At 67.3% G+C, this 19,660-nt stretch carries 16 protein-coding genes; 8 read left to right on the forward strand and 8 right to left on the reverse strand.

From position 1 onward, the window contains the following. Positions 1–479: 479 nt before the first annotated feature. Positions 480–2,573 (forward strand): elongation factor G, encoded by a 2,094-nt coding sequence (gene fusA, locus IAI58_RS10585; RefSeq protein WP_237182321.1) that lies wholly within the window; start codon positions 480–482, stop codon positions 2,571–2,573. A 169-nt stretch (positions 2,574–2,742) separates the two neighbouring features. Here the strand turns inward: fusA and IAI58_RS10590 are convergent, their stop codons facing one another. After that, positions 2,743–4,230 carry an amidohydrolase family protein gene (locus IAI58_RS10590; RefSeq protein ID WP_207445998.1) on the reverse strand — a complete coding sequence of 496 codons (1,488 nt, stop codon included), beginning with the start codon at positions 4,228–4,230 and terminating at the stop codon, positions 2,743–2,745. A gap of 83 nt (positions 4,231–4,313) precedes the next feature. On the opposite strand from IAI58_RS10590, the gene IAI58_RS10595 reads away from it, so the two are divergent. Beyond that, the gene (locus tag IAI58_RS10595; RefSeq protein ID WP_207445999.1) at positions 4,314–5,792 is read left to right on the forward strand and encodes an ATP-binding protein; all 1,479 of its coding nucleotides are present in this window, start codon (positions 4,314–4,316) and stop codon (positions 5,790–5,792) included. A 26-nt stretch (positions 5,793–5,818) separates the two neighbouring features. Here IAI58_RS10595 and IAI58_RS10600 read toward each other — a convergent pair whose 3' ends face one another. The 4 genes from IAI58_RS10600 to IAI58_RS10615 form a co-directional block, all read right to left on the reverse strand. Continuing rightward, the gene (locus IAI58_RS10600) at positions 5,819–6,361 is read right to left on the reverse strand and encodes a hypothetical protein (RefSeq protein ID WP_207446000.1); all 543 of its coding nucleotides are present in this window, start codon (positions 6,359–6,361) and stop codon (positions 5,819–5,821) included. Positions 6,362–6,428: 67 nt separating this feature from the next. Beyond that, entirely contained in the window at positions 6,429–7,445 is a 1,017-nt protein-coding gene (locus IAI58_RS10605; RefSeq protein WP_207446001.1) for an ABC transporter substrate-binding protein, read from the reverse strand. Positions 7,446–7,584: 139 nt separating this feature from the next. Further along, positions 7,585–8,280, reverse strand: coding sequence for a DUF599 domain-containing protein (locus IAI58_RS10610; protein WP_207446002.1), 696 nt, complete (start codon positions 8,278–8,280; stop codon positions 7,585–7,587). 103 nt (positions 8,281–8,383) lie between these two features. Beyond that, complete coding sequence (locus IAI58_RS10615; protein ID WP_207446003.1) at positions 8,384–9,595, reverse strand: NADP-dependent isocitrate dehydrogenase; 1,212 nt, start codon at positions 9,593–9,595, stop codon at positions 8,384–8,386. A gap of 193 nt (positions 9,596–9,788) precedes the next feature. On the opposite strand from IAI58_RS10615, the gene IAI58_RS10620 reads away from it, so the two are divergent. Continuing rightward, positions 9,789–11,516: an ABC transporter ATP-binding protein gene (locus tag IAI58_RS10620; RefSeq protein ID WP_207446004.1), complete on the forward strand. Its 1,728-nt coding sequence runs from the start codon at positions 9,789–9,791 to the stop codon at positions 11,514–11,516. Positions 11,517–11,522: 6 nt separating this feature from the next. Here IAI58_RS10620 and IAI58_RS10625 read toward each other — a convergent pair whose 3' ends face one another. Both IAI58_RS10625 and IAI58_RS10630 read right to left on the reverse strand, forming a co-directional pair. Continuing rightward, positions 11,523–11,834 (reverse strand): hypothetical protein, encoded by a 312-nt coding sequence (locus tag IAI58_RS10625; RefSeq protein ID WP_207446005.1) that lies wholly within the window; start codon positions 11,832–11,834, stop codon positions 11,523–11,525. A 107-nt stretch (positions 11,835–11,941) separates the two neighbouring features. Further along, positions 11,942–12,196 carry an Lrp/AsnC family transcriptional regulator gene (locus IAI58_RS10630; protein WP_207446006.1) on the reverse strand — a complete coding sequence of 85 codons (255 nt, stop codon included), beginning with the start codon at positions 12,194–12,196 and terminating at the stop codon, positions 11,942–11,944. Between the two features lie 93 nt (positions 12,197–12,289). On the opposite strand from IAI58_RS10630, the gene IAI58_RS10635 reads away from it, so the two are divergent. Both IAI58_RS10635 and IAI58_RS10640 read left to right on the forward strand, forming a co-directional pair. Continuing rightward, entirely contained in the window at positions 12,290–13,531 is a 1,242-nt protein-coding gene (locus tag IAI58_RS10635; RefSeq protein WP_207446007.1) for an MFS transporter, read from the forward strand. Positions 13,532–13,604: 73 nt separating this feature from the next. Next, entirely contained in the window at positions 13,605–15,296 is a 1,692-nt protein-coding gene (locus IAI58_RS10640) for a thiamine pyrophosphate-dependent enzyme (protein WP_207446008.1), read from the forward strand. A 10-nt stretch (positions 15,297–15,306) separates the two neighbouring features. Here IAI58_RS10640 and ggt read toward each other — a convergent pair whose 3' ends face one another. Beyond that, positions 15,307–17,028, reverse strand: a complete 1,722-nt coding sequence (gene ggt / locus IAI58_RS10645; protein ID WP_207446009.1) for a gamma-glutamyltransferase — start codon at positions 17,026–17,028, stop codon at positions 15,307–15,309. An 83-nt stretch (positions 17,029–17,111) separates the two neighbouring features. Between ggt and IAI58_RS10650 the strand changes: the two genes are divergently transcribed. The 3 genes from IAI58_RS10650 to IAI58_RS10660 all read left to right on the forward strand — a co-directional run bounded on the left by IAI58_RS10650 (position 17,112) and on the right by IAI58_RS10660 (position 19,646). Next, positions 17,112–17,768: a sulfite oxidase-like oxidoreductase gene (locus IAI58_RS10650; RefSeq protein WP_207446010.1), complete on the forward strand. Its 657-nt coding sequence runs from the start codon at positions 17,112–17,114 to the stop codon at positions 17,766–17,768. Beyond that, the gene (locus IAI58_RS10655; protein WP_207446011.1) at positions 17,761–18,279 is read left to right on the forward strand and encodes a glutathione peroxidase; all 519 of its coding nucleotides are present in this window, start codon (positions 17,761–17,763) and stop codon (positions 18,277–18,279) included. The genes IAI58_RS10650 and IAI58_RS10655 overlap by 8 nt, the downstream gene beginning before the upstream one ends. Before the next feature lie 104 nt (positions 18,280–18,383). Further along, positions 18,384–19,646 carry an MFS transporter gene (locus tag IAI58_RS10660; protein WP_207446012.1) on the forward strand — a complete coding sequence of 421 codons (1,263 nt, stop codon included), beginning with the start codon at positions 18,384–18,386 and terminating at the stop codon, positions 19,644–19,646. The last annotated feature ends 14 nt before the right edge of the window (positions 19,647–19,660 follow it).

Consider the following 19,660-nt stretch of genomic DNA (forward strand, 5'->3'; position numbering starts at 1 on the left):
ATTCTGTTCTGCTGCGGCATGAACTTCATGCCCTGCCTGATGGCGTTTGTGTCGGAACTCCGGCACTGAGGCTCCCTGGGTCGGGCGGATGAGCAGGGCGTTAAGCTTAAGCTGGCGCTACTGCGGCTGCTTCATAGTCTTATCGCTTGCAATGACCGGCGATCCGGTGCATCTGCCGCCCGCAACGGCCGGCGCCGGAAGAATCGCGGTGCGGGGCTTCCGGGGCCAAACGGGCCGCAGCGGCCGTCATCTGCATTCATCGCGCCAGGGTTCTTTCCTCCTGGTCCGTGCGGCCCCCGCCAGATCGGTGGGGCCGATGCGACGGACGCGGCGACCGGGCTTGAGATAGCCAGGGCGAGTACGCGGGACGGAGAGCCGCGGCTGGCCCGCACTATGATTCCTGCGCGGCTTGCGCCGCAGAGATGTTTCACGCGGCAGGCGCCGCATGATTTTTCCACGCGGCAGGCGCCGCGATGCGTATGGAGGCCCCTGTGGCGCGCACCCCGCTCGACAAGATTCGCAATATCGGCATCACGGCGCATATCGACGCCGGCAAGACCACGACGACTGAGCGGATCCTCTACTACACCGGTAAGTCTCACCGGATTGGTGAGGTTCACGAAGGCAACACCACCACCGACTACATGGAGCAGGAGCGTGAGCGTGGCATCACGATCACTTCCGCTGCCGTGACGGCAGAGTGGAAGGGCCACCGGATCAACGTCATCGACACCCCGGGCCACATCGACTTCAACATCGAGGTGAACCGCTCGCTGCGCGTGCTCGATGGCGCGGTCTTCGTGATCGAGGGCGTGGCCGGCGTGCAGCCGCAGTCCGAGACCAACTGGCGCCTGGCCGACCGTTACAACGTCCCGCGCATCATCTATGTCAACAAGCTGGACCGCACCGGCGCTGACTTCTACCGCGCGGCCGCGACGCTGACCGAGAAGCTGGGCATCAACTGGGTTGCCCTGCAGCTGCCGATCGGCATCGAGGACAGCCTGAAGGGCATCGTCGACCTGGTCGAGATGAAGGCCCTGATCTGGGAAGGCGACGAGCTCGGCGCCAAGTACCACGACGCCCCGATCCCCGACGATCTGAAGGAGAAGGCGGCCGAGTATCGCCAGATCCTGCTCGACACCGCCCTGTCCGTCGATGACGCGGCGATGGAAGAGTATTTCGACAAGGGCGACGTCTCCGTCGAGACCCTGAAGAAGTGCATCAAGAAGGGCACGATCGCCGGCACCTTCCGTCCGGTCGTCTGCGGCTCCTCGTTCAAGAACAAGGGCGTGCAGCCGCTGCTGGACGCCGTCTGCGACTACCTGCCGAGCCCGGTGGAAGTCGAAGGCATCATGGTCGCCCCCGAGGAAGGCCAGGATGAGACCACGCCGCGCCGCATCATCGAAGTGAGCGAGACCGCGCCCTTCTCCGCGCTCGCCTTCAAGATGATCAACGACAAGTACGGCAACCTGACCTTCATCCGCGTTTATGCCGGTGTCGTGCGCCAGGGCGACACCGTCCTGAACACGGCCAAGGGCAACAAGGAACGCATCGGCCGCATGTTCCAGATGCACGCCGACAAGCGTGAAGAAGTGAAGGAAGTGTACGCGGGCGACATCGTCGCCATCGTGGGCCTGAAGGACACCCTGACGGGCGACACCCTGGCCGACCCGGCAGACCCCGTCGTGCTCGAGCGCATGGCCTTCCCGATCCCGGTCATCGACATCTCCGTCGAGCCGAAGACCAAGGACGGCGTCGAGAAGATGACGCTCGGCCTGCAGAAGCTGGCCGGTGAGGACCCCTCGCTGCGCCTGAAGACCGACCAGGAAACCGGCCAGACCATCCTGTCCGGCATGGGCGAGCTGCACCTCGAGATCATCATCGACCGTCTGCGCCGCGAGTATGGCGTGGATGCCAATATCGGCGCGCCGCAGGTGGCCTATCGTGAGACGATCACGAAGTCCCACACCGAGACCTACACCCACAAGAAGCAGTCGGGCGGTTCGGGCCAGTACGCCGAGGTGAAGATCACCTTCGAGCCGAAGGAGCGGAACGAGGGCATCGAGTTCGTCAACGCCGTCGTTGGCGGTTCGGTGCCGAAGGAATACATCCCGGCCGTCGACAAGGGCATCAAGGTCCAGGCCGAGACGGGCGTGCTGGCCGGCTTCCCCACGGTGGACTTCAAGTTCTCCCTGGTGGACGGCAAGTACCACGACGTCGACTCCTCGGCCCTGGCCTTCGAGATCGCCGCCAAGGCCTGCTTCCGCGAAGGCATGAAGAAGGCCGGCCCGGTGATCCTGGAGCCGATCATGGATGTCGAGGTGACCACGCCTCAGGACCATGTCGGTGACGTCGTCGGCGACCTGAACCGCCGCCGCGGCATCATCCAGAGCCAGGACATGGCTGGCACCTCGGTCATCGTTCGTGCCCATGTGCCGCTGAAGGAGATGTTCGGCTACATCTCCAACCTGCGTGGCATGACGAAGGGCCGTGCGTCCTTCTCCATGCAGTTCCACCACTACGATCCCGTGCCGCGCAACGTGGCCGACGAGATCATGAAGCAGAGCGCCTAAAGCCTCAGGCGCGGCCCGCCTTCGGCGAGGCCGCGCCAAAGATCCGGCCTGGGGGATCGAACATCCTCTCAGGCCGGGGCAGATGGGTTGAGACGACGCGGGCGAGCCTATCGCCCGCGTCGTTCGTTTTGGCGCCCCGTTCCGGCGGGGCGCCGCAGCGATGCCCGCGCTAATCCGCTTTCAGCAGGCGCTGGACGCGGGTGAAGCGCCCGGCCAGGGCCCGGCAGTGGCAGGCGACATGAGGCGCGATGGCCTCGCACCAGCGGCGGACCTCCGCATTCGCCGTGAGCAGGCGGGCGGCAGCCTCCCGTGCCTCAGTGGCCAGCCTGGCTTCGTCCAGCCCCAGCACACGGCCCTGCCGCAGCTTCCAGGAACCCCCCACCATCACGTCCCGGACGGCGCTGCTGTCCTCAGTCCAGACCAACTGGTTCGCCACGTTGTTCAGCGGCAGCCAATTGATATGGTCGAGATCCAGGAAGACCAGATCCGCCAGCCGCCCTGGCGCGATGCTGCCCGCCTCCAGCCCCATGATGGCGGCGGAGCCTTCCGTGGCCAGCCGCACCGTCTCGGCGGTGCCGAGCCAGTCGTCATCTTCCGCGCCATCCCACAGGCGCGAGGCGAAGGCAGCCAGGCGCATGGACTCGAACATGTTCTGGTTGTCGGAGGAGGAGGAGCCGTCGGTGCCGATGCCCACGGTGACGCCTGCGCGGATGGCGGCCCGGACCGGAGCGATGCCTGAGGCGAGCCGCATATTGGCACCGGGATTATGGGCAAGGCCAGCGCCCCGCGCAGCCAGCAGGTCGAGATCCTGTGGGGTGAGCCAGACGCCATGGGCCACGCTGAACCGTGGCGTCACCAGCCCCAGCCGGTCCATATGGGCGAGCAGGGTGGAGCCGTAGAGTACCTCTCCGCCGGCTGCCTGATAGCGGGCCTCGGAGACATGCGTCTGCATCCGCAAGCCATGTTCTCCTGCGAGCTGCTGGCATCCGCGCATGAAGTCATCGGAGCAGTGCAGCGGGATGGTCGGCGCGATGCCCAGCGCCACGCCTGCCGGGCCATGGCGCCAGGCCTTCGCGGCGGCGCCAATGGTCGCCAGGATCTCCCCGCTTTCCGCCATGCGGATGGCGGCGGCGCGGCCCTGATGAGGCTCGGGGAGTGCTTCGATCAGGCCAGGCGTGGCCTGGAAGAAGCTGCGGTCGGCCACCATGGGCGCCAGCACCGCGCGGAGACCCACCTCGGCATAGGCCTCGGCCATGCTGTCCAGGCCGTCCAGCGTCGGGCCCGGGAATTCGGCGGTCAGGTCGAAGCTGGCGGTGCAGCCCTTCTTCAGCATCTCCACCGCAGCCAGGGTGGTGGACAGGCGCTTCTCCGCAAGGCCGCGCCCGCCACCGACCCAGGGGGCATGGGCCAGCAGCAGCGCCAGATCCCACTTGTCGCCAGCGCCCTTCGCCAAGCCCCCATGGCCATGGGTATGGCTGTTAACCAGCCCGGGGATGACCAGCCGCCCCGTGGCGTCGTGCCGGGCGGCGTCCTCCACGGTCGCGTCCGGCGGCAGGATGGCGGCGATGCGTCCATCCTCGATCAGGATGGAGGCAAGGGGGGCGTCGGTGGCCTCGGGTGTGAGCACCCGGGCGCCAGTTATGAGCAGTCGGTTCATGTTTACAGCATGGGCCAGAGCCCGCCGTGAATGGCAAGCCCGGCCTCGCGCCGCTATACCGCTCCCTCGCAACGGAGACGGGAATGACAGTCGGCATCGAAATGGGCAGCACCACTACCGGCCAGCCGGCGACCCTCGACCTGGAGGAGTTACTGGCCACGCGGCTGCTGGTGCAGGGCAATTCCGGTTCCGGCAAATCCCATCTGCTGCGCCGCCTGCTAGAACAATCGGCACCCTGGGTGCAGCAGGCCGTGATCGACCCGGAGGGTGACTTCGTGACCCTCGCGGACCGCTTCGGCCATCTGGTGATCGACGCGGCGGAGCATACGGAAGCCGCCCTGCAACGGGCCGCCGACAAGGCGCGGGCACACCGTGTCTCCGTCGTGCTGAACCTGGAAGGCCTGGATGCCGATGGCCAGATGCGGCATGCCGCCGCCTTCCTGGGCGGGCTCTTCGACGCGGACCGGGATCACTGGGCGCCCATGCTGGTGGTGGTGGACGAGGCGCAGCTTTTCGCGCCTGCCGCCGCCGGCGAGGTTTCGGACGAAGCGCGCCGCGCCTCTCTGGGCGCCATGGCCAATCTGATGTCGCGCGGGCGCAAGCGCGGGCTGGCCGGGATCATCGCCACGCAGCGGCTGGCGAAGCTGGCGAAGAACGTGGCGGCCGAGGCTTCCAACTTCCTGATGGGCCGCACCTTCCTGGACATCGACATGGCCCGGGCCGCCGACCTGCTGGGCATGGAGCGGCGGCAGGCGGAGATGTTCCGCGACCTGCCGCGGGGCAGCTTCGTGGCGCTGGGCCCGGCCCTGTCGCGCCGCCCACTGCCGATCCGGATCGGGGCGGTGCAAACGGAATCGCGCGGCACGAACCCGTCCCTGGTTCCCCTGCCGCAGACCGCGCCGGAAGAGGCGCGGGAACTGGTGATGAGCGCCGCCACCGAGCCTGCACCGGTCCGGCCAGCCCGTCGCCTTCCGCCCGCGCCTCCGCCGGATATTCTGGCGCAGCTCGCCCAGGCGCGCCCTGCCATGCAGCAGCCCCGTGCCGAGGCTCCACCCAGCCCGGAGGAATTGGCGGCTCGCAAGGCGCAGCTCGAAAAGATCCTGCGGCAGATCCTGGCCGAGCCCGAGGCCGCTTTCCGCAGCGTCTCCGTCCTCTACCAGGATTTCCTGGTGCGGCTGCGGATTCATGCCGTGCCGGGCAAGCCGCCGGAAATTCCGGCCTTCCGCCGCATGCTGGCGGTGGCCCGCGCCGGCGTCAGCGCGGAGGCGGCCGAAGGCGAGGAGTGGCAGCAGATCCTGACCCGTGCGGGGACCTTGCCGGAGGATGTGCAGGGTGTCTTCCTGCTGCTGGGCCGGGCGGCGCTGGAGCGACAGCCCTGTCCTTCGGATGCCGTGATCGCGCAGGCCTATGGCACCCGCTCGGTGGGCCGTGCACGGCGGCTGCTCTCCTACATGGAGGAGCAGGGCGCCATCGTCTGCCGGCCTGACGCGGTGGGGCGCCGTATTGTCGCGCTGGTGGAACTGGGCTGGGAAACCGCTCCGGGCGACCCGAACGCCATCTGAAAACAAAGGCAGCGTTATGTTTCGCGTCAGGGTGCAGTAGTGCCGCGCACCACGCCCTCGAACTCGGGCTGCCGCTGCCGGAAGCTGTCCTTCTCCGCGACGCAGACGATGTTGGTGTGGCCCCGCGGCGTTTCCAGAACGGCGAAAAAGTTCCGCATCTGCCGGGCGCGGGGGGGCAGATCCCGGCGGGGCTTGAAGTCACCCAGCAGCACCATGCCGCGGATGCCGTTCACCTCGACCAGCGCGGTGTCCGTCACCTCATAGACCGGAGCGAGCCGGGCGACGATGGCATCGCGCCAGGCGGGGGTCCCGACCAGCGTATTGATCTGCTCCTGGGAGAAGCGGGCATTTCCTGCCGCTGGCAGGAAGCCGACCTCGCAGCCTTCGTCGGAATCGCCCGACCGCTTGATCGAAATGGTGGCGGCATGCCGCTGATCCGGTGGCTTGGCTGTAGCCACATAACCGGGCGGCGGATTGACGGTGAGGCCTGTTCCGGGGTCGCGCAGGGGGGCGGCCTGGGCGGCAGTCGCCAGAAGCCATGCCGCGAGGCCGAATATCCGCAATCTCATGGTCATTCTCCCGTCGGTACAGGAGAAAGGGCGGCCGCTGCCCGGGGGTTGCGGCCGCCTACACAGGTCAGACCTGCCGATCAGCCGCCGGCGGCAGGAATTTGTCGGTGAACATGCTGGCGGCGCTGGGTGGGTTCTTCACCCCATAGGCTTCGGCATTGACGCGGATCAGCGTCTCGGCACGCGCCATATCCAGGTAGCCAAGCCCGTGCTGCCTGACATTCGGCGTCAGGATGGACCGGTCGCGCGTCATGGCGAAGCGGCGGGCTTCCAGCGCCTCGTCGAACAGTGGTTCGCGCTTCTTGATCGCCGCCATGCCACCGGGCACATCGGCAAGCAGGGCGCGCAGCCCGAGCATCGAGGCCTTCACGAAAGATGCAGCTACCTGCGGGTTCTTCTCCAGCCAGTCGGCCCGGGCGACGATGGCGCTGCCATAGAGATCCAGCCCATTCTCGGCATAGGGCCAGGCAAGGATGTTGTCTTCGGGGATACCGACGCCCACCAGGTTGAAATAGGTGGTGAAGAGGAAGCCCGTGACCGCGTCCACCTGACCCTGGGCCAGCATGGTGTCGCGCAGACTGGCGGCCATGCTGGTCCAGTTGATCTTCCCGGCGTCGATGCCCGCCGCCTGGGCAAAAGCCGGGAAGATCATGCGGCTGGCTTCACCCTCCGGCGCGCCCAGCTTCTTGCCGGCGGCTTCCCTGGGGTTGGTGATGCCGCGACCCTTCAGCGTGATCAGGGCCGTCGCGGTGCGGTCGAACACCTGATAGATGGAGACGAGGCGCTTGTCCGGGTTATCGGCGTTCAGCTTCACGGCGGTGCTGATATCGGTGAAGCCCATTTCATAGGCACCGGAGGCCACTTTCACGGCCGTGTCACCAGAGCCGAAGCCCCGGTCGATCTTCACTGAGAGGCCGGCGTCGCGGAAGAAGCCCTTGTCATCGGCCAGGATCCACATGCCGTGGTTACCCTGCAGCGCCCAGTCGAGGGCGAAGCGGACCGAACCGCCCTGCGCTGCGGCGGGGCGGATGGCGGGCATGGCGAGCGCCGCGCCGGCAGCGAGCATGAGATGGCGACGTTGCATGGTTGTGGGCCTCCGTTTGCGTGAAGCAAATGCGAGAGCGAGGCTGCACGCAAGCAGAGAAATGACGCTAAAACAGTCGGCTAGGCGGGTGTCGCCTTAAAGGAAGGCAGAACCCGGGGTTCGGCTGCCTGTGACGTGGTCACTGGCTGTCAGGCGGCGGTGGAACATGCAGCGCATCCCGCACCACCGAGCGGAACTCCCGCCGGTGCAACTCGGACAGTACGAGGATGCTGCTGAGCATCAGTGCCACCGGGTGGACGATCCAGGCGAGGGCAGCCAGGCCGAAATAGTAGGCCCGCAGCCCCGTATTGAAGTGGCGTGCCCCGCGGCTGGCAACCTCCGCCGCGACGTCCGCCTGCGCGCCCCATTCGGGGCCGTATCCCAGTGCCCCGAGGCAGGTGCTGGCGTAGTTGAACTGCCTGAGCGCCCAGGTCAGCTCAAAAAAGGCGCGGATGAAGATGAAGATCAGCAGGAAGAGGCGGATCTCCCAGGCGACCGCGTCCCCCGGCACCGCCGCGAAGGGGACGGAGCCGAAGATACGTTCCCCCAGTTCCGGCGCGCCCAGCAGCGCCACCAGGCCACCCAGGATGAAGATGCTTGTATTGGCGAGGAAGGAAGTGCTGGTCATGAGATTGCCGATGATGCTGACATCGGCGATGCGATTGTCACGCTGAAGCGCCATGCGCATCCATCGCCGGCGATGCTCGTCCATCGCGGCGATCACGCTGCGGGCGTGGATGGAAGGCACCCGGTCCACCACCGCGGCATAGCCTGCCCAGCAGAGGGCGAAAACGGCCAGGGCGATCCAGTCCAGTGTGTTCAGCGGAAGGGTCATGTCAGGGCGCATATCACGCGCGGCCACGGCCGACGCGGGGCAGAACAAAAAAAAAGCGGGGCGCCGAAGCGCCCCGCCCTGAGAGTCAGAAGCCGGGGCTGGTTCAGCCCATCTTCTTCTTCAGGTTCTCGTCCAGCTTGGCCAGGAAGTTCTGGGTGTTCAGCCAGGGCTGGTCCTTGCCGATCAGCACGGCCAGGTCCTTGGTCATGTAGCCGCTCTCGACCGTCTCGATGCAGACCTGCTCCAGGGCATTGGCGAAGTCCACCACGTCCTGCGTGCCGTCGAACTTGCCGCGATAGGCCAGGCCACGGGTCCAGGCGAAGATCGAGGCGATCGGGTTGGTCGAGGTCTCGCGGCCCTTCTGGTGCTCGCGGTAGTGGCGCGTCACCGTGCCGTGCGCCGCCTCGGACTCGACCGTGTTGCCGTCCGGGGAGAGCAGCACGGAGGTCATCAGGCCGAGCGAGCCGAAGCCCTGTGCCACGATGTCGGACTGCACGTCGCCATCGTAGTTCTTGCAGGCCCAGATATAGCCGCCTTCCCACTTCAGGGCGGAGGCCACCATGTCGTCGATCAGGCGGTCCTCATAGGTCAGGCCGCGCTTCTCGAACTCCGCCTTGAACTCGGCGTCGTAGATGGCGCGGAAGATGTCCTTGAAGTTGCCGTCATAGGCCTTGAGGATGGTGTTCTTGTGCGAGAAGTACACCGAGTAGTTTCGGGCCAGGCCGTAATTGAAGGAGGCGCGCGCGAAGCCCTCGATCGACTTGTTCAGGTTGTGCTGCATCATGGCAGCGCCAGGGCCCTTGAAGTCGAACTGGCCGATTTCCTGCACCTCGCCGTTCTCGGCGATGTAGGTCATCTTGACCGTGCCGGGGCCCGGCACCTTCATCTCGACCGCGCGGTAGATGTCGCCATAGGCATGGCGGCCGACGACGATCGGCTTGGTCCAGTGCGGCACCAGGCGGGGCACGTTCTGGCAGATGATCGGCTCGCGGAAGATCGTGCCGTCCAGGATGTTGCGGATGGTCCCGTTGGGGGACTTCCACATCTTCTTCAGGCCAAATTCCTTCACCCGCGCCTCGTCGGGGGTGATGGTGGCGCACTTCACGCCCACGCCGTACTGCTTGATGGCATTGGCGGCATCGACCGTCACCTGGTCGTCGGTCTGGTCACGATACTGGATGCCGAGGTCGTAATACTTCAGGTCGACGTCCAGGTAGGGGGTGATCAGCTTGTCCTTGATGAACCCCCAGATGATGCGGGTCATCTCATCGCCGTCGAGTTCGACGACGGGGTTCTTTACCTTGATCTTGGCCATGCTGATCCTCGTCTGGACAGTTTTGCGCATCCGCCCTGCCGCCCGCGCCAGATACCCCGGCGGCTGGCGGTCCGGTCGCGCGGACCATCGCACCGGCAGCCGGGCGCGGCAAGGGCAGGGGACGACGCAGGCGGTTCCAGCGGCCGCAAAAACCCTTTAATCAGCCGCTTCCCCCCTCCCTCCGGTGTTCATCATGCTCAAGCGATTCCTTGCCTATTACCGGCCGCACCGAGGGCTCTTCCTGCTCGATTTCTCCTGCGCCGTACTCTCCGGCGTGCTGGAACTTGGCTTCCCGCTGGCTGTGCGCGGCTTCGTGGACCATCTGTTGCCCGGGCAGGACTGGGGGCTGATCCTGCTGGCCTCCGCCGGCCTGCTCGTGGTCTATCTGCTGAATACCGGGCTCATGGCCGTGGTCGCCTACTGGGGCCACATGCTCGGCATCAATATCGAGACGGAGATGCGCCGGAAGGCCTTCGACCATCTCCAGAAACTCTCCTTCCGCTTCTACGACAACCAGAAGACCGGCCATCTCGTCGCCCGTGTCACCAAGGACCTGGAGGAGGTGGGGGAGGTGGCCCATCACGGGCCCGAGGACCTGTTCATCGCCATCATGACCTTCCTCGGCGCTTTCGCGCTGATGTTCATGGTGCATCCGCAGCTGGCGATCCTGACGGCCATCATCGTGCCGGTGACCGGCTGGCTGTCCACCCACTACGGCAGCCGCATGACCGCGACATGGCGCGCCATCTACGGCCGTGTCGGAGCGTTCAATGCACGCATCGAGGAGAATGTCGGCGGCATGCGCGTGGTGCAGGCCTTCGCCAATGAGGAGCATGAGCGGCGCCTCTTCGCCGAGGACAACGCGAGATACCGCAGCACCAAGCTGGAGGCCTACAGGATCATGGCCGCCAGCATGTCCATCTCCTACCTCGGCATGCGGCTGACGCAGATGGTGGTCATGATCGCCGGCAGCTACTTCGTGCTGCGTGGTGACCTGACGGCCGGCGGCTTCGTGGGCTTCCTGCTCCTCGTCGGCGTATTCTTCCGCCCGGTCGAGAAGATCAACGCGGTGCTGGAGACCTATCCTAAGGGAATCGCCGGGTTCCGCCGCTATACCGAGTTGCTGGATACCGAGCCCGATATCAACGACGCGCCGGATGCCGTGGCTGTCTCCGGGCTTCGCGGCGATATCCGCTATGAGCATGTCAGCTTCGGCTATGGTAGTGGCAAGGCGGTGCTGGATGACGTCTCGCTGGAGATCAGGGCAGGTGAGACGGTGGCCTTCGTTGGCCCTTCCGGCGCGGGGAAGACGACCATCTGCTCTCTGCTGCCGCGCTTCTACGAGGCCGATGCCGGCCGCATCACCATCGATGGTATCGACATCCGCAAGATGACGCTCGCCTCCCTGCGCGGGCAGATCGGCATCGTCCAGCAGGACGTCTTCCTCTTTGCGGGCACGATGCGGGAGAATATCGCCTACGGCCGCCTCGGCGCGAGCGAGGCCGAGATCCTGGAAGCCGCCCGCCGCGCCAGGCTGGACACGGTCATCGCCGGCCTGCCGGCCGGGCTGGATACCGTGGTGGGGGAGCGGGGGGTCAAGCTTTCGGGCGGGCAGAAGCAGCGGCTGGCCATCGCCCGCATCTTCCTGAAAAATCCGCCGATCCTGATTCTGGACGAGGCGACGAGCGCGCTGGATACCGAGACGGAGCGCGCCATCCAACAGTCCCTGGCGGAGTTGTCACGCGGCCGCACCACGCTGGTCATCGCGCACCGCCTCGCCACCATCCGCGATGCCGACCGCATCGTCGTGGTGGACCGGAACGGCATCGCCGAGCAGGGGCGGCATCAGGAACTGGTTGCCGCGGGGGGTCTCTACCGGCGGCTGCATGAGGCGCAGCAGGATACCGCCCGCGCCTCCTGAGCCTGCCTACCAGCCACGGCGTCCATAGCGGTAACCCGGAGGGGGCGCGCCATAGCCGGGCCGGGGGCCGTAGTAGCGCGGGGGAGGCCCATAGCCCGGCCGCGGGCCATAACCGCGGCCCCCGTAATAGCGCGGGCCACGGTGGTAGTGCGGGCGATCGTCATTGACGGAACCGGCGATCAGGGCCGTGGCCAAGCCGGCACCCGCCCCGAGCGCCAGGGTGCTGCCCCAGTCGGTCGAGCCATCCGGGTTCTGGCAACCGGCAACGGCAAGGCTGCCAGCCAAGGCGAAGACGGAGAGAATGCGACGGCTGAACATGAGACTGTTCCTCCTACCTGGAGAAACGTGACAGTCCCGCAAGGCGTTTCGTCGTCGTGATCAGGGCGATTCGGTGGTGAATTGCGGCAATTGCGACGCTTGTGGGGTCAGGCATGCCCTGCCGTGAAGGCATTGAAGGTCTGGATCGTGTAGGTGTCCTTCACCCCCGCCACTGTCTGCACCTTCTCCACCACGAAGAGGCCGATATCCTGCTCGGCATCCAGATAGAACTTTCCCAGAAGGTCATACTGGCCGGAAACGGAATGCATTTCCGATAGCTCCTCGATGCCGTCCGCCATTTCCCGCGCCACGCGGTAGGCTTGACCCATTTCGCACTTGATGAGGACGAAGATCGCGCGCATCGCGGGCCTCCTGCTGGATGCGCCAATGAATTGCGGCGCCAGGGGTGCTGTTGCCACAGCACGGCCTGGCGCGGAAGATGCCCGCGCCTGCCGATGCTTCAAGTCCTTCCCCCTGCTCCCCCAAAGGCCACCTGGACGGCCGCCCTTGGCACCACGCTGCTGATGCAGACGGTGGCCGCCTTCATGGGCCAGATGCTGCCCGTGCTGGCCCCCGTCATGACGCGGGATGCCGGGCTGCGGCCGGAGAATGTCGGCCACTTCGCCGCGCTGAACGCGGTGGGGGTGGTGATCTTCCTGATCTTCGGCGGCCCGTTGCTGAAGCGGATGGGGCCTGTGCGAAGCCTGCAGGGCGGCGCCGTCCTGGCCGGCCTCGGGCTGGCCGTGGCGATGCTGGGCTCGCTGCCGGCTCTGTTGCTGGCTTCCTTGTTGCTGGGCATCGGCTATGGACCCACGCCGCCAGCGGGCAGCCGCATCCTGGCCGCCACGGCGCCACCGCGGCACCGGACGCTGATCTTTTCCATCAAGCAGGCCGGAGCGCCGCTGGGTGCCTCCCTGGCCGGACTGGCCGCCGCACCTCTGGCGGTGATTGCAGGCTGGCAAGCTTCGCTCTGGCTCGGCATCGGCGCGGCCGTCGTGGCCTGCTGCCTCGTGCAGCCCCAGCGCGCCATGCTGGATGTGGAGCGCGACCCTGGCCAGCCCATCGGCTTCGGGACCTTGTTCAGCCTCGGCAGCCTGGCGGGGCCTTTCACCGCGCTGCGCCTGCACCGGCTGCTGCCGCCGCTCACGCTCCTGGCCTTCTCCTTCGCCATCGTGCAGGGCAGCCTGTTTGCCTTCACCGTCACCTGGATCACCGAGGCGCGGGGCCTGGCGCTGGTGCAGGCGGGCACCGCTTTCGCGGGAATGCAGGCCGGCGGCGCGGTGGCCCGTATCGGCCTGGGCTGGCTGGCCGACCGCACCGGGCGCCCGGCACTGGCGCTGGTGGTGCAGGCCATGGCGGCCGCGCTGCTGGTCGCGGTGCTGACGCTGCTGCCCCTCGATGCGCCGTTCTGGCTGCTGTTACTGCTCTGCACGCTGACCGGCGGCGTGGCCGCAAGCTGGAACGGCATCTACAATGCCGAGGTCGCCCGCCTGGTGCCGCCGGAACGCGTCATCGAGGCGACGGCCGGTTCCAGCACGCTCTGCTTCCTGGGCTGTGTCCTGGCGCCGGCGGCTTTCGCCGTCCTGGTGGCGGTGTCGGGAGGCTGGACATTGCCGTTGCTGCTGGCTTCCGGACAGCTCGCCGTGACCGGCGCCATCGTCCTGCTCCCCGTGCTGCGCGCAAGCCGCGCTGGGTGACGGCGGCAGGGTGGCTCACGGGCGCCCGTCAGGTTAGCTTCCGGCGCAGAAGTCGCGGAGGACGCATCGGATCATGGATACGATCAGCACAGACACTCATACCCGCACCGGGGGGCAGATCCTGGCCGACGCCCTGGTGGCGCAAGGCGTGACCCATGCCTTCTGCGTGCCCGGTGAATCCTATCTGGATGTCCTGGACGGCCTCTACGCCAACAGCGACAAGATCGAGCTGGTGACCTGCCGGTTCGAGGCCGGTGCCGTCAACATGGCGGAGGCCCATGGCAAGCTGACCGGCCGGCCCGGCGTGGCGCTGGTCACCCGTGGCCCCGGCGCGTGCCATGCCGCCATCGGCGTGCATATCGCGATGCAGGACAGCACCCCGCTGGTGCTGATCGTCGGCCAGATTCCCTTCGAGGAAACCGACCGCGAGAGCTTTCAGGAAGTGGACTACCGCCGGATGTTCGGCTCGGTGGCCAAGTGGGTGACGCAGATCGACGATGCCGCCCGCATCCCGGAACTGATGGCGCATGCCTTCGATGTCGCGACCTCCGGCCGTCCCGGCCCGGTGGTGGTGGCGATCAGCGAGGAGATGCAGAAGCGCCGTGTCGCCGTGCCGGATCTTGGTCCCGCCGATGTCGCCGCCGCCTATCCATCCCCCGCCGCGCTGGACAAGATGCTGGCGATGCTGGACCGCGCGGAGCGGCCGCTGGTGGTGCTCGGCGGCTCCCGCTGGACGGATGAGACGCGGCGCGTCATCCGCGATTTCTGCGTCGCCCGGGACCTGCCGGTCGCTGTCGCCTTCCGGCGCCAGAGCCTGTACGACTGCCGCCTGCCGAACTACGCTGGCGACCTGGGCGTGGGCGCCGATGCCGGGCTGGTCGCCAAGGCGAAGCAGGCCGACCTGATCCTGGCCTTCGGTACCCGGATCGGCGAGCCGGTGAGCCAGGGCTACACCCTGTTCGACATGGCCGGCGCGACGCCGATCGTGCATGTCTACCCTGATCAGGCGGAGATCGGCCGCGTCTATCGCCCTGCGCTGGGTATCACCGCCGAGATCAACGCCTTCGCGCAGGCCCTGGCCAAGCTGCCAGCGCCATCCGGCCAGCCGCGCTGGTCCGCCTGGACGCAGGAACTGCATGCCGCGCGCATGAAGCAGGCCGAAGCGCCGCAGTATGAAGGCCCGCTGAACCTCGCCCGCGAGCTGCAGGCACTTGAGAAGGTGCTGCCGGACGACACGATCTTCACCTGCGATGCCGGTAACTTCGCCACCTGGCCCAACCGCTTCATGCATGTGGCGGAGAAGCAGGATTTCCTGGGGCCGACCAACGGCGCCATGGGCTATGCGGTGCCCTCGGCCATCGGCGCCAAGATCACCTGCCCCGACCGCGTCACCATCGCGCTGGTGGGCGACGGCGGCTTCCTGATGACGGGACAGGAAATCGCGACGGCCTTCCAGGCGGGCGTGGCGCCGATCGTGCTGGTCTTCAACAACGGCATGTACGGCACCATCCGCATGTATCAGGAGCGCGCCTATCCGGGCCGCGTCTCCGGCACCAAGCTGACCAACCCGGACTTCGTGAAGTTCATCGAGAGCTTCGGCGGCTATGGCGAGCTAGTGCAGCGTGATGGCGAACTGGTCCCCGCCTATCAGCGGGCCCTGGCCAGCGGGAAGCCGGCGATCATCGAGGTGCGGATGAACCCGGAGCAGGTGACGAACCGCGCCACCATTTCCGACCTCCGCCAGCAGGCGGCGAAGAAGGGCTGAGCCGTAAGGCTCAGTCCCCGATCGCCACCCCCTCCCGCCGTGGATCGGCGCCGCCCAGCAGACCGGACGGCGTCACCACGATGGCCTGCAGGCCGGAATCCATCGGCCGGACAGCCACCGTGTGGCCGCGTGCCTCCAACGCCGGTGCATGCGCGGCGGCAGGGGTGTTGGCCTCCAGTTCCAGGCCCGCCCCGACGGTGCCGACATGGGGGAGGGACACCGCGGCCTGCGGGTCCAGCTTCCAGTCCAGCACGCCGACCAGCGCCTGTGCCACGAAGCCGATGATGCGTGCCCCACCCGGTGAGCCGACCACGGCATAGAGCGTGCCGTCCCGGTTGAAGACCAGGGTCGGCGACATGGAGGAGCGGGGGCGCTTCCGTCCTTCCACCCGGTTCGCCACCGGGCGGCCGCTCACCTCCGGGATGAAGGAAAAGTCGGTCAGCTCGTTGTTCAGGAAGAAGCCGCCGACCATCAGCCTGGCGCCGAAAGCGTCCTCGACCGTGGTGGTCATCGACACGGCGTTGCCGGCCGCGTCGATGATGGAGACGTGGCTGGTGCCGTATTCGGGCTGAAACGGTTGCGGCGCCAGCCCGGCCTCGCGCCAGCGCGGGTTGCCGGGACGCGGATTGACGATGGCATGGTCCAGGTCCACCAGCTGCGCCCGTCCGCTCACATAGCCAGGCTCCAGCAATCCCCGCAGCGGCACGGGCACGAAGTCGGTATCCGCGAGGTAGAGGCCACGGTCAGCGAAGGCCAGCCGCCCGGCCTCGCCGATCAGATGCGCGGCATCCACGCTCCGCGGGTCGAGCCGGGAGAGCGGGAAGTGCTCCAGCACGCCGAGGATCTGCCCCACCGCCACGCCGCCGGAACTGGGCGGCGGAAAGCCGCAGACCGTCCAGATGCGATAGGGTCCGCAGACGGGGTCACGCCGCTTCGGCGCATAGGCCGCGAGATCGGCGGTGGTCATGCCATTCCCCTGTCCTCCATGCTTCTGCACCGCCTCGACGATGGCGGCGGCGATGGGGCCGGTCTGCAAGGCGGCGGCGCCGCGCTCCGCCAGGGCGCGCAGCGTCTGCGCCAGGGCAGGATTCTTGAGGACGTAGCCCTCCGGCCGCGGCTTGCCGTCCTCGGTCAGGAAATAGGCGGCCGCGGCGCTGTCCCGTTTCAGGCGTTCGGCATCCGACGCGATCAGCGCCGCCAGGCGAGGCGAGATGGGGAAGCCTTCCTCGGCCAGTCGGATCGCTGGTGCGAAAAGCTCGGCCCAGGAGAGGCGGCCCCCGGCGGCATGCGCGGCCGCCAGCATCGGCATGACGCCGGGCACGCCGACGCTGCGCCCCGAGAGGACGGCGTCATAGAAGGACAGCGGCGTCCCGTCCGGCTTCAGGAAAAGGGAAGGGGTGGCGGCGGCAGGCGCCGTCTCCCGCCCGTCCCAGGCGGAGACGCGGCGTTGCGCCGCATCCCAGTGCATCAGGAGCGCGCCTCCGCCGATGCCGGAGGATTGTGGTTCCACCAGGGTCAGCACCGCCTGCACGGCAATGGCGGCGTCGACGGCCGTGCCACCCTGGCGCAGCATCTCCAGCCCGGCTCCGGCCGCGAGGGGATGCGCGGCGGCGACCATCTGCCGGCTGGCCCTGGCTGGCTGGCGAGGCTCGATCTGCTCCTGGCCCAGGACGGTGACCGGGAGCAGGAGGCACAGCGACAGCAGGAGGGGCAGGGTTAGGCGTCGCGTCATAGTCGTCTCCACTGTCTTGGCCGGGCAAGCTTGCATTCGGGCTGCCCGATGTCACTTTCTGCGCCAACAGGAGACATCGGCAAATGGCAGACGAAGAGCCAAGCGGCATCCGGCAGAAGCTGGTGGAGACGAAGCAGGCCTGGGCCAGGGCAGGCCGCCTGTTGACCGGACAAACCGCCACCCCTGAGCAGCGGCTGCCGCCGGGGCAGCGGCTGGTGACGGATTTCCCGGTTCTGGACCTCGGTATTCAGCCGGATGTCGCCAAGGAGACCTTCCGCCTGACGGTGGATGGTCTCGTCGAGAACCCCGTCACGATCGATTGGGCCTGGCTGAATGAGCTGCCGCAGGAAGAGCGCCGCAACGACATCCACTGCGTCACGCAGTGGTCACGCTACGACAACAGTTGGACGGGCGTGCCTGTGCAGGCGCTGCTGGATCTGGTGCGGTTGAAGCCTGGTGCGCGCTTTGTCAGCTTCGAGGCACATGATGGCTACACCACCAACCTGACGATGGAAGACTTCGCCCGGCCGGAGAACCTGCTGGCCCATTCCTGGGAGGGGCAACCGCTGACGCGGCAGCATGGCGGCCCTCTGCGGGTGGTGGTGCCGCATCTTTATCTTTGGAAGAGCACTAAATGGGTGCGGAAGATCAGCTTTCTGTCGCAGAATAAGCCCGGCTTCTGGGAAGTGCGCGGCTATCACGATCGTGGCGACCCCTGGTTGGAGGAACGCTATGGCTGAGCTGACACGACGCCTCTTGCTGGCCTCCGCGCCGCTGCTTCTGGCGGCGGCCCCGGCGCAGAGCGCGTATGACTTCCGTTTCCCCGGCATCGACGGCGGCGAGATCGATCTCGGGCAGTACAGGGGCAAGCCGATGCTGGTGGTGAATACCGCCAGCTTCTGTGGCTTCGCCCCGCAATTCTCGGCGCTTCAGAAGATGCATGAACGCTTCTCGCCGCGCGGCCTGCTGGTGTTGGGGGTGCCCTCCAACGACTTTAACCAGGAAGCCAAGGGCAATGCGGAGGTGAAGGCCTTCTGCGAGGCCGAGTTCGGCGTCACCTTCCCGATGGCCGCCATCAGCCATGTGAAGGGGCCTGAGGCGCATCCTTTCTTCGCCTGGGCCGGAGCGCCGCGCTGGAACTTCTACAAATACCTCGTCGGGGCCAATGGCCGCCTGCTTGGCGTCTTCCCGAGCAAGCTGGAGCCCGATTCACCCGAGGTCGTCCTGGCGATCCGGGCCGCCATGGCCTGAAGCCAGCCTGTCTGTCCGCTTGGTAATGCGGTGATATCGACCCGGCTGTGCTTATGGTGCCGCAACGGGCACCGTGCCCCGGCGATAGCAGGCTTCGTGTATCCATGCAGCAGAGTTCCGGCGCCGCACCCGCTGATGCGGCCGCTTCACCGGAGGAGCAGCGGCTTCTCCGGCACCCCGGCCTTATGGCCTTCCTGGGCAGCCGCAGCCTTTCGGCTCTGGCCTACCAGATGCAAACCGTGGCCGTGGGCTGGCAGATCTATGAACTGACCCGCAGCCCCCTGGCCCTGGGGCTGGTGGGCCTGGCGCAATTCCTGCCGATGGTCCTGCTGGTCTTCGTCTCAGGGCAGGTGGTGGACCGCTTCGACCGCCGACGCATCGCGGCCTGCTGCCAGATCGTCTCGGCCCTTTGCGCCGCGACCTTCGCCTTCGCGTCCTTCGCCGGAGCCGTCACCCCGGCGATGATCTACACCCTCATCGCCATCTTCGGCGCCGCCAGGGCCTTCGAGGGACCGAGCCTCCAGGCCCTCCTGCCGGCCCTGGTGCCGGCTTCGCTCTTCTCGCGCGCCGCCGCGCTCTCCTCCTCCGCTTTCCAGACGGTGACCATCATCGGGCCGTCGGCGGGCGGGCTGCTCTACGGGCTGGGCGCGGGTGTGGTCTATTCCATCGTCGCCGCCATCGCCGCCACGGCGGCGCTGGCCTCATTCCTGATCCGCCACCGCCAGCCGGAGCGGGTGAGGGAGAAGGTGACGCTCGCCGCAGTCTTCGGCGGGCTCCATTTCATCCGCTCCCGCCCGGAAATCATGGGCGCCATCTCACTGGATCTTTTCGCCGTGCTGCTGGGCGGTGCCACGGCGATGATGCCGCTCTACGCGCATGACATCCTGCATGCCGGCCCATGGGGCCTTGGCGTGCTGCGCGGCGCACCGGCCGTGGGGGCGCTGCTGGTCTCGGTCTGGCTGGCGCGGCGGCCCATCCGCCGTCACGCCGGGCTCCTGATGTTCGCCTCCGTGGCTGTCTTCGGGCTGGCAACGGTTGTCTTCGGCCTCTCCACCTGGCTGCCGCTCTCCGCCCTGGCTCTGGCGGTGCTGGGCGGGGCCGATGTGGTGAGCGTCGTGGTGCGCTCCACCCTGGTTCAGCTCCGGACGCCCGATGAGATGCGCGGGCGAGTGGCGGCGGTGAACATGCTGTTCATCGGCACCTCCAACCAGCTTGGGGAGTTCCGCAGCGGGACGCTGGCCGCCGTCACCGGCCCCGTGGCGGCCGTGGTGCTGGGCGGCATCGGCACGATCATCGTGGCCGGGCTGTGGATGCGGCTCTTCCCCAAGCTCCGTGACCTGCAACGGCTGGATGAGGAGGTGGCCTGAGCCACCTCCTGAGC

The organism is Roseomonas marmotae, from assembly GCF_017654485.1.
Lineage (GTDB): Bacteria > Pseudomonadota > Alphaproteobacteria > Acetobacterales > Acetobacteraceae > Pseudoroseomonas > Pseudoroseomonas marmotae.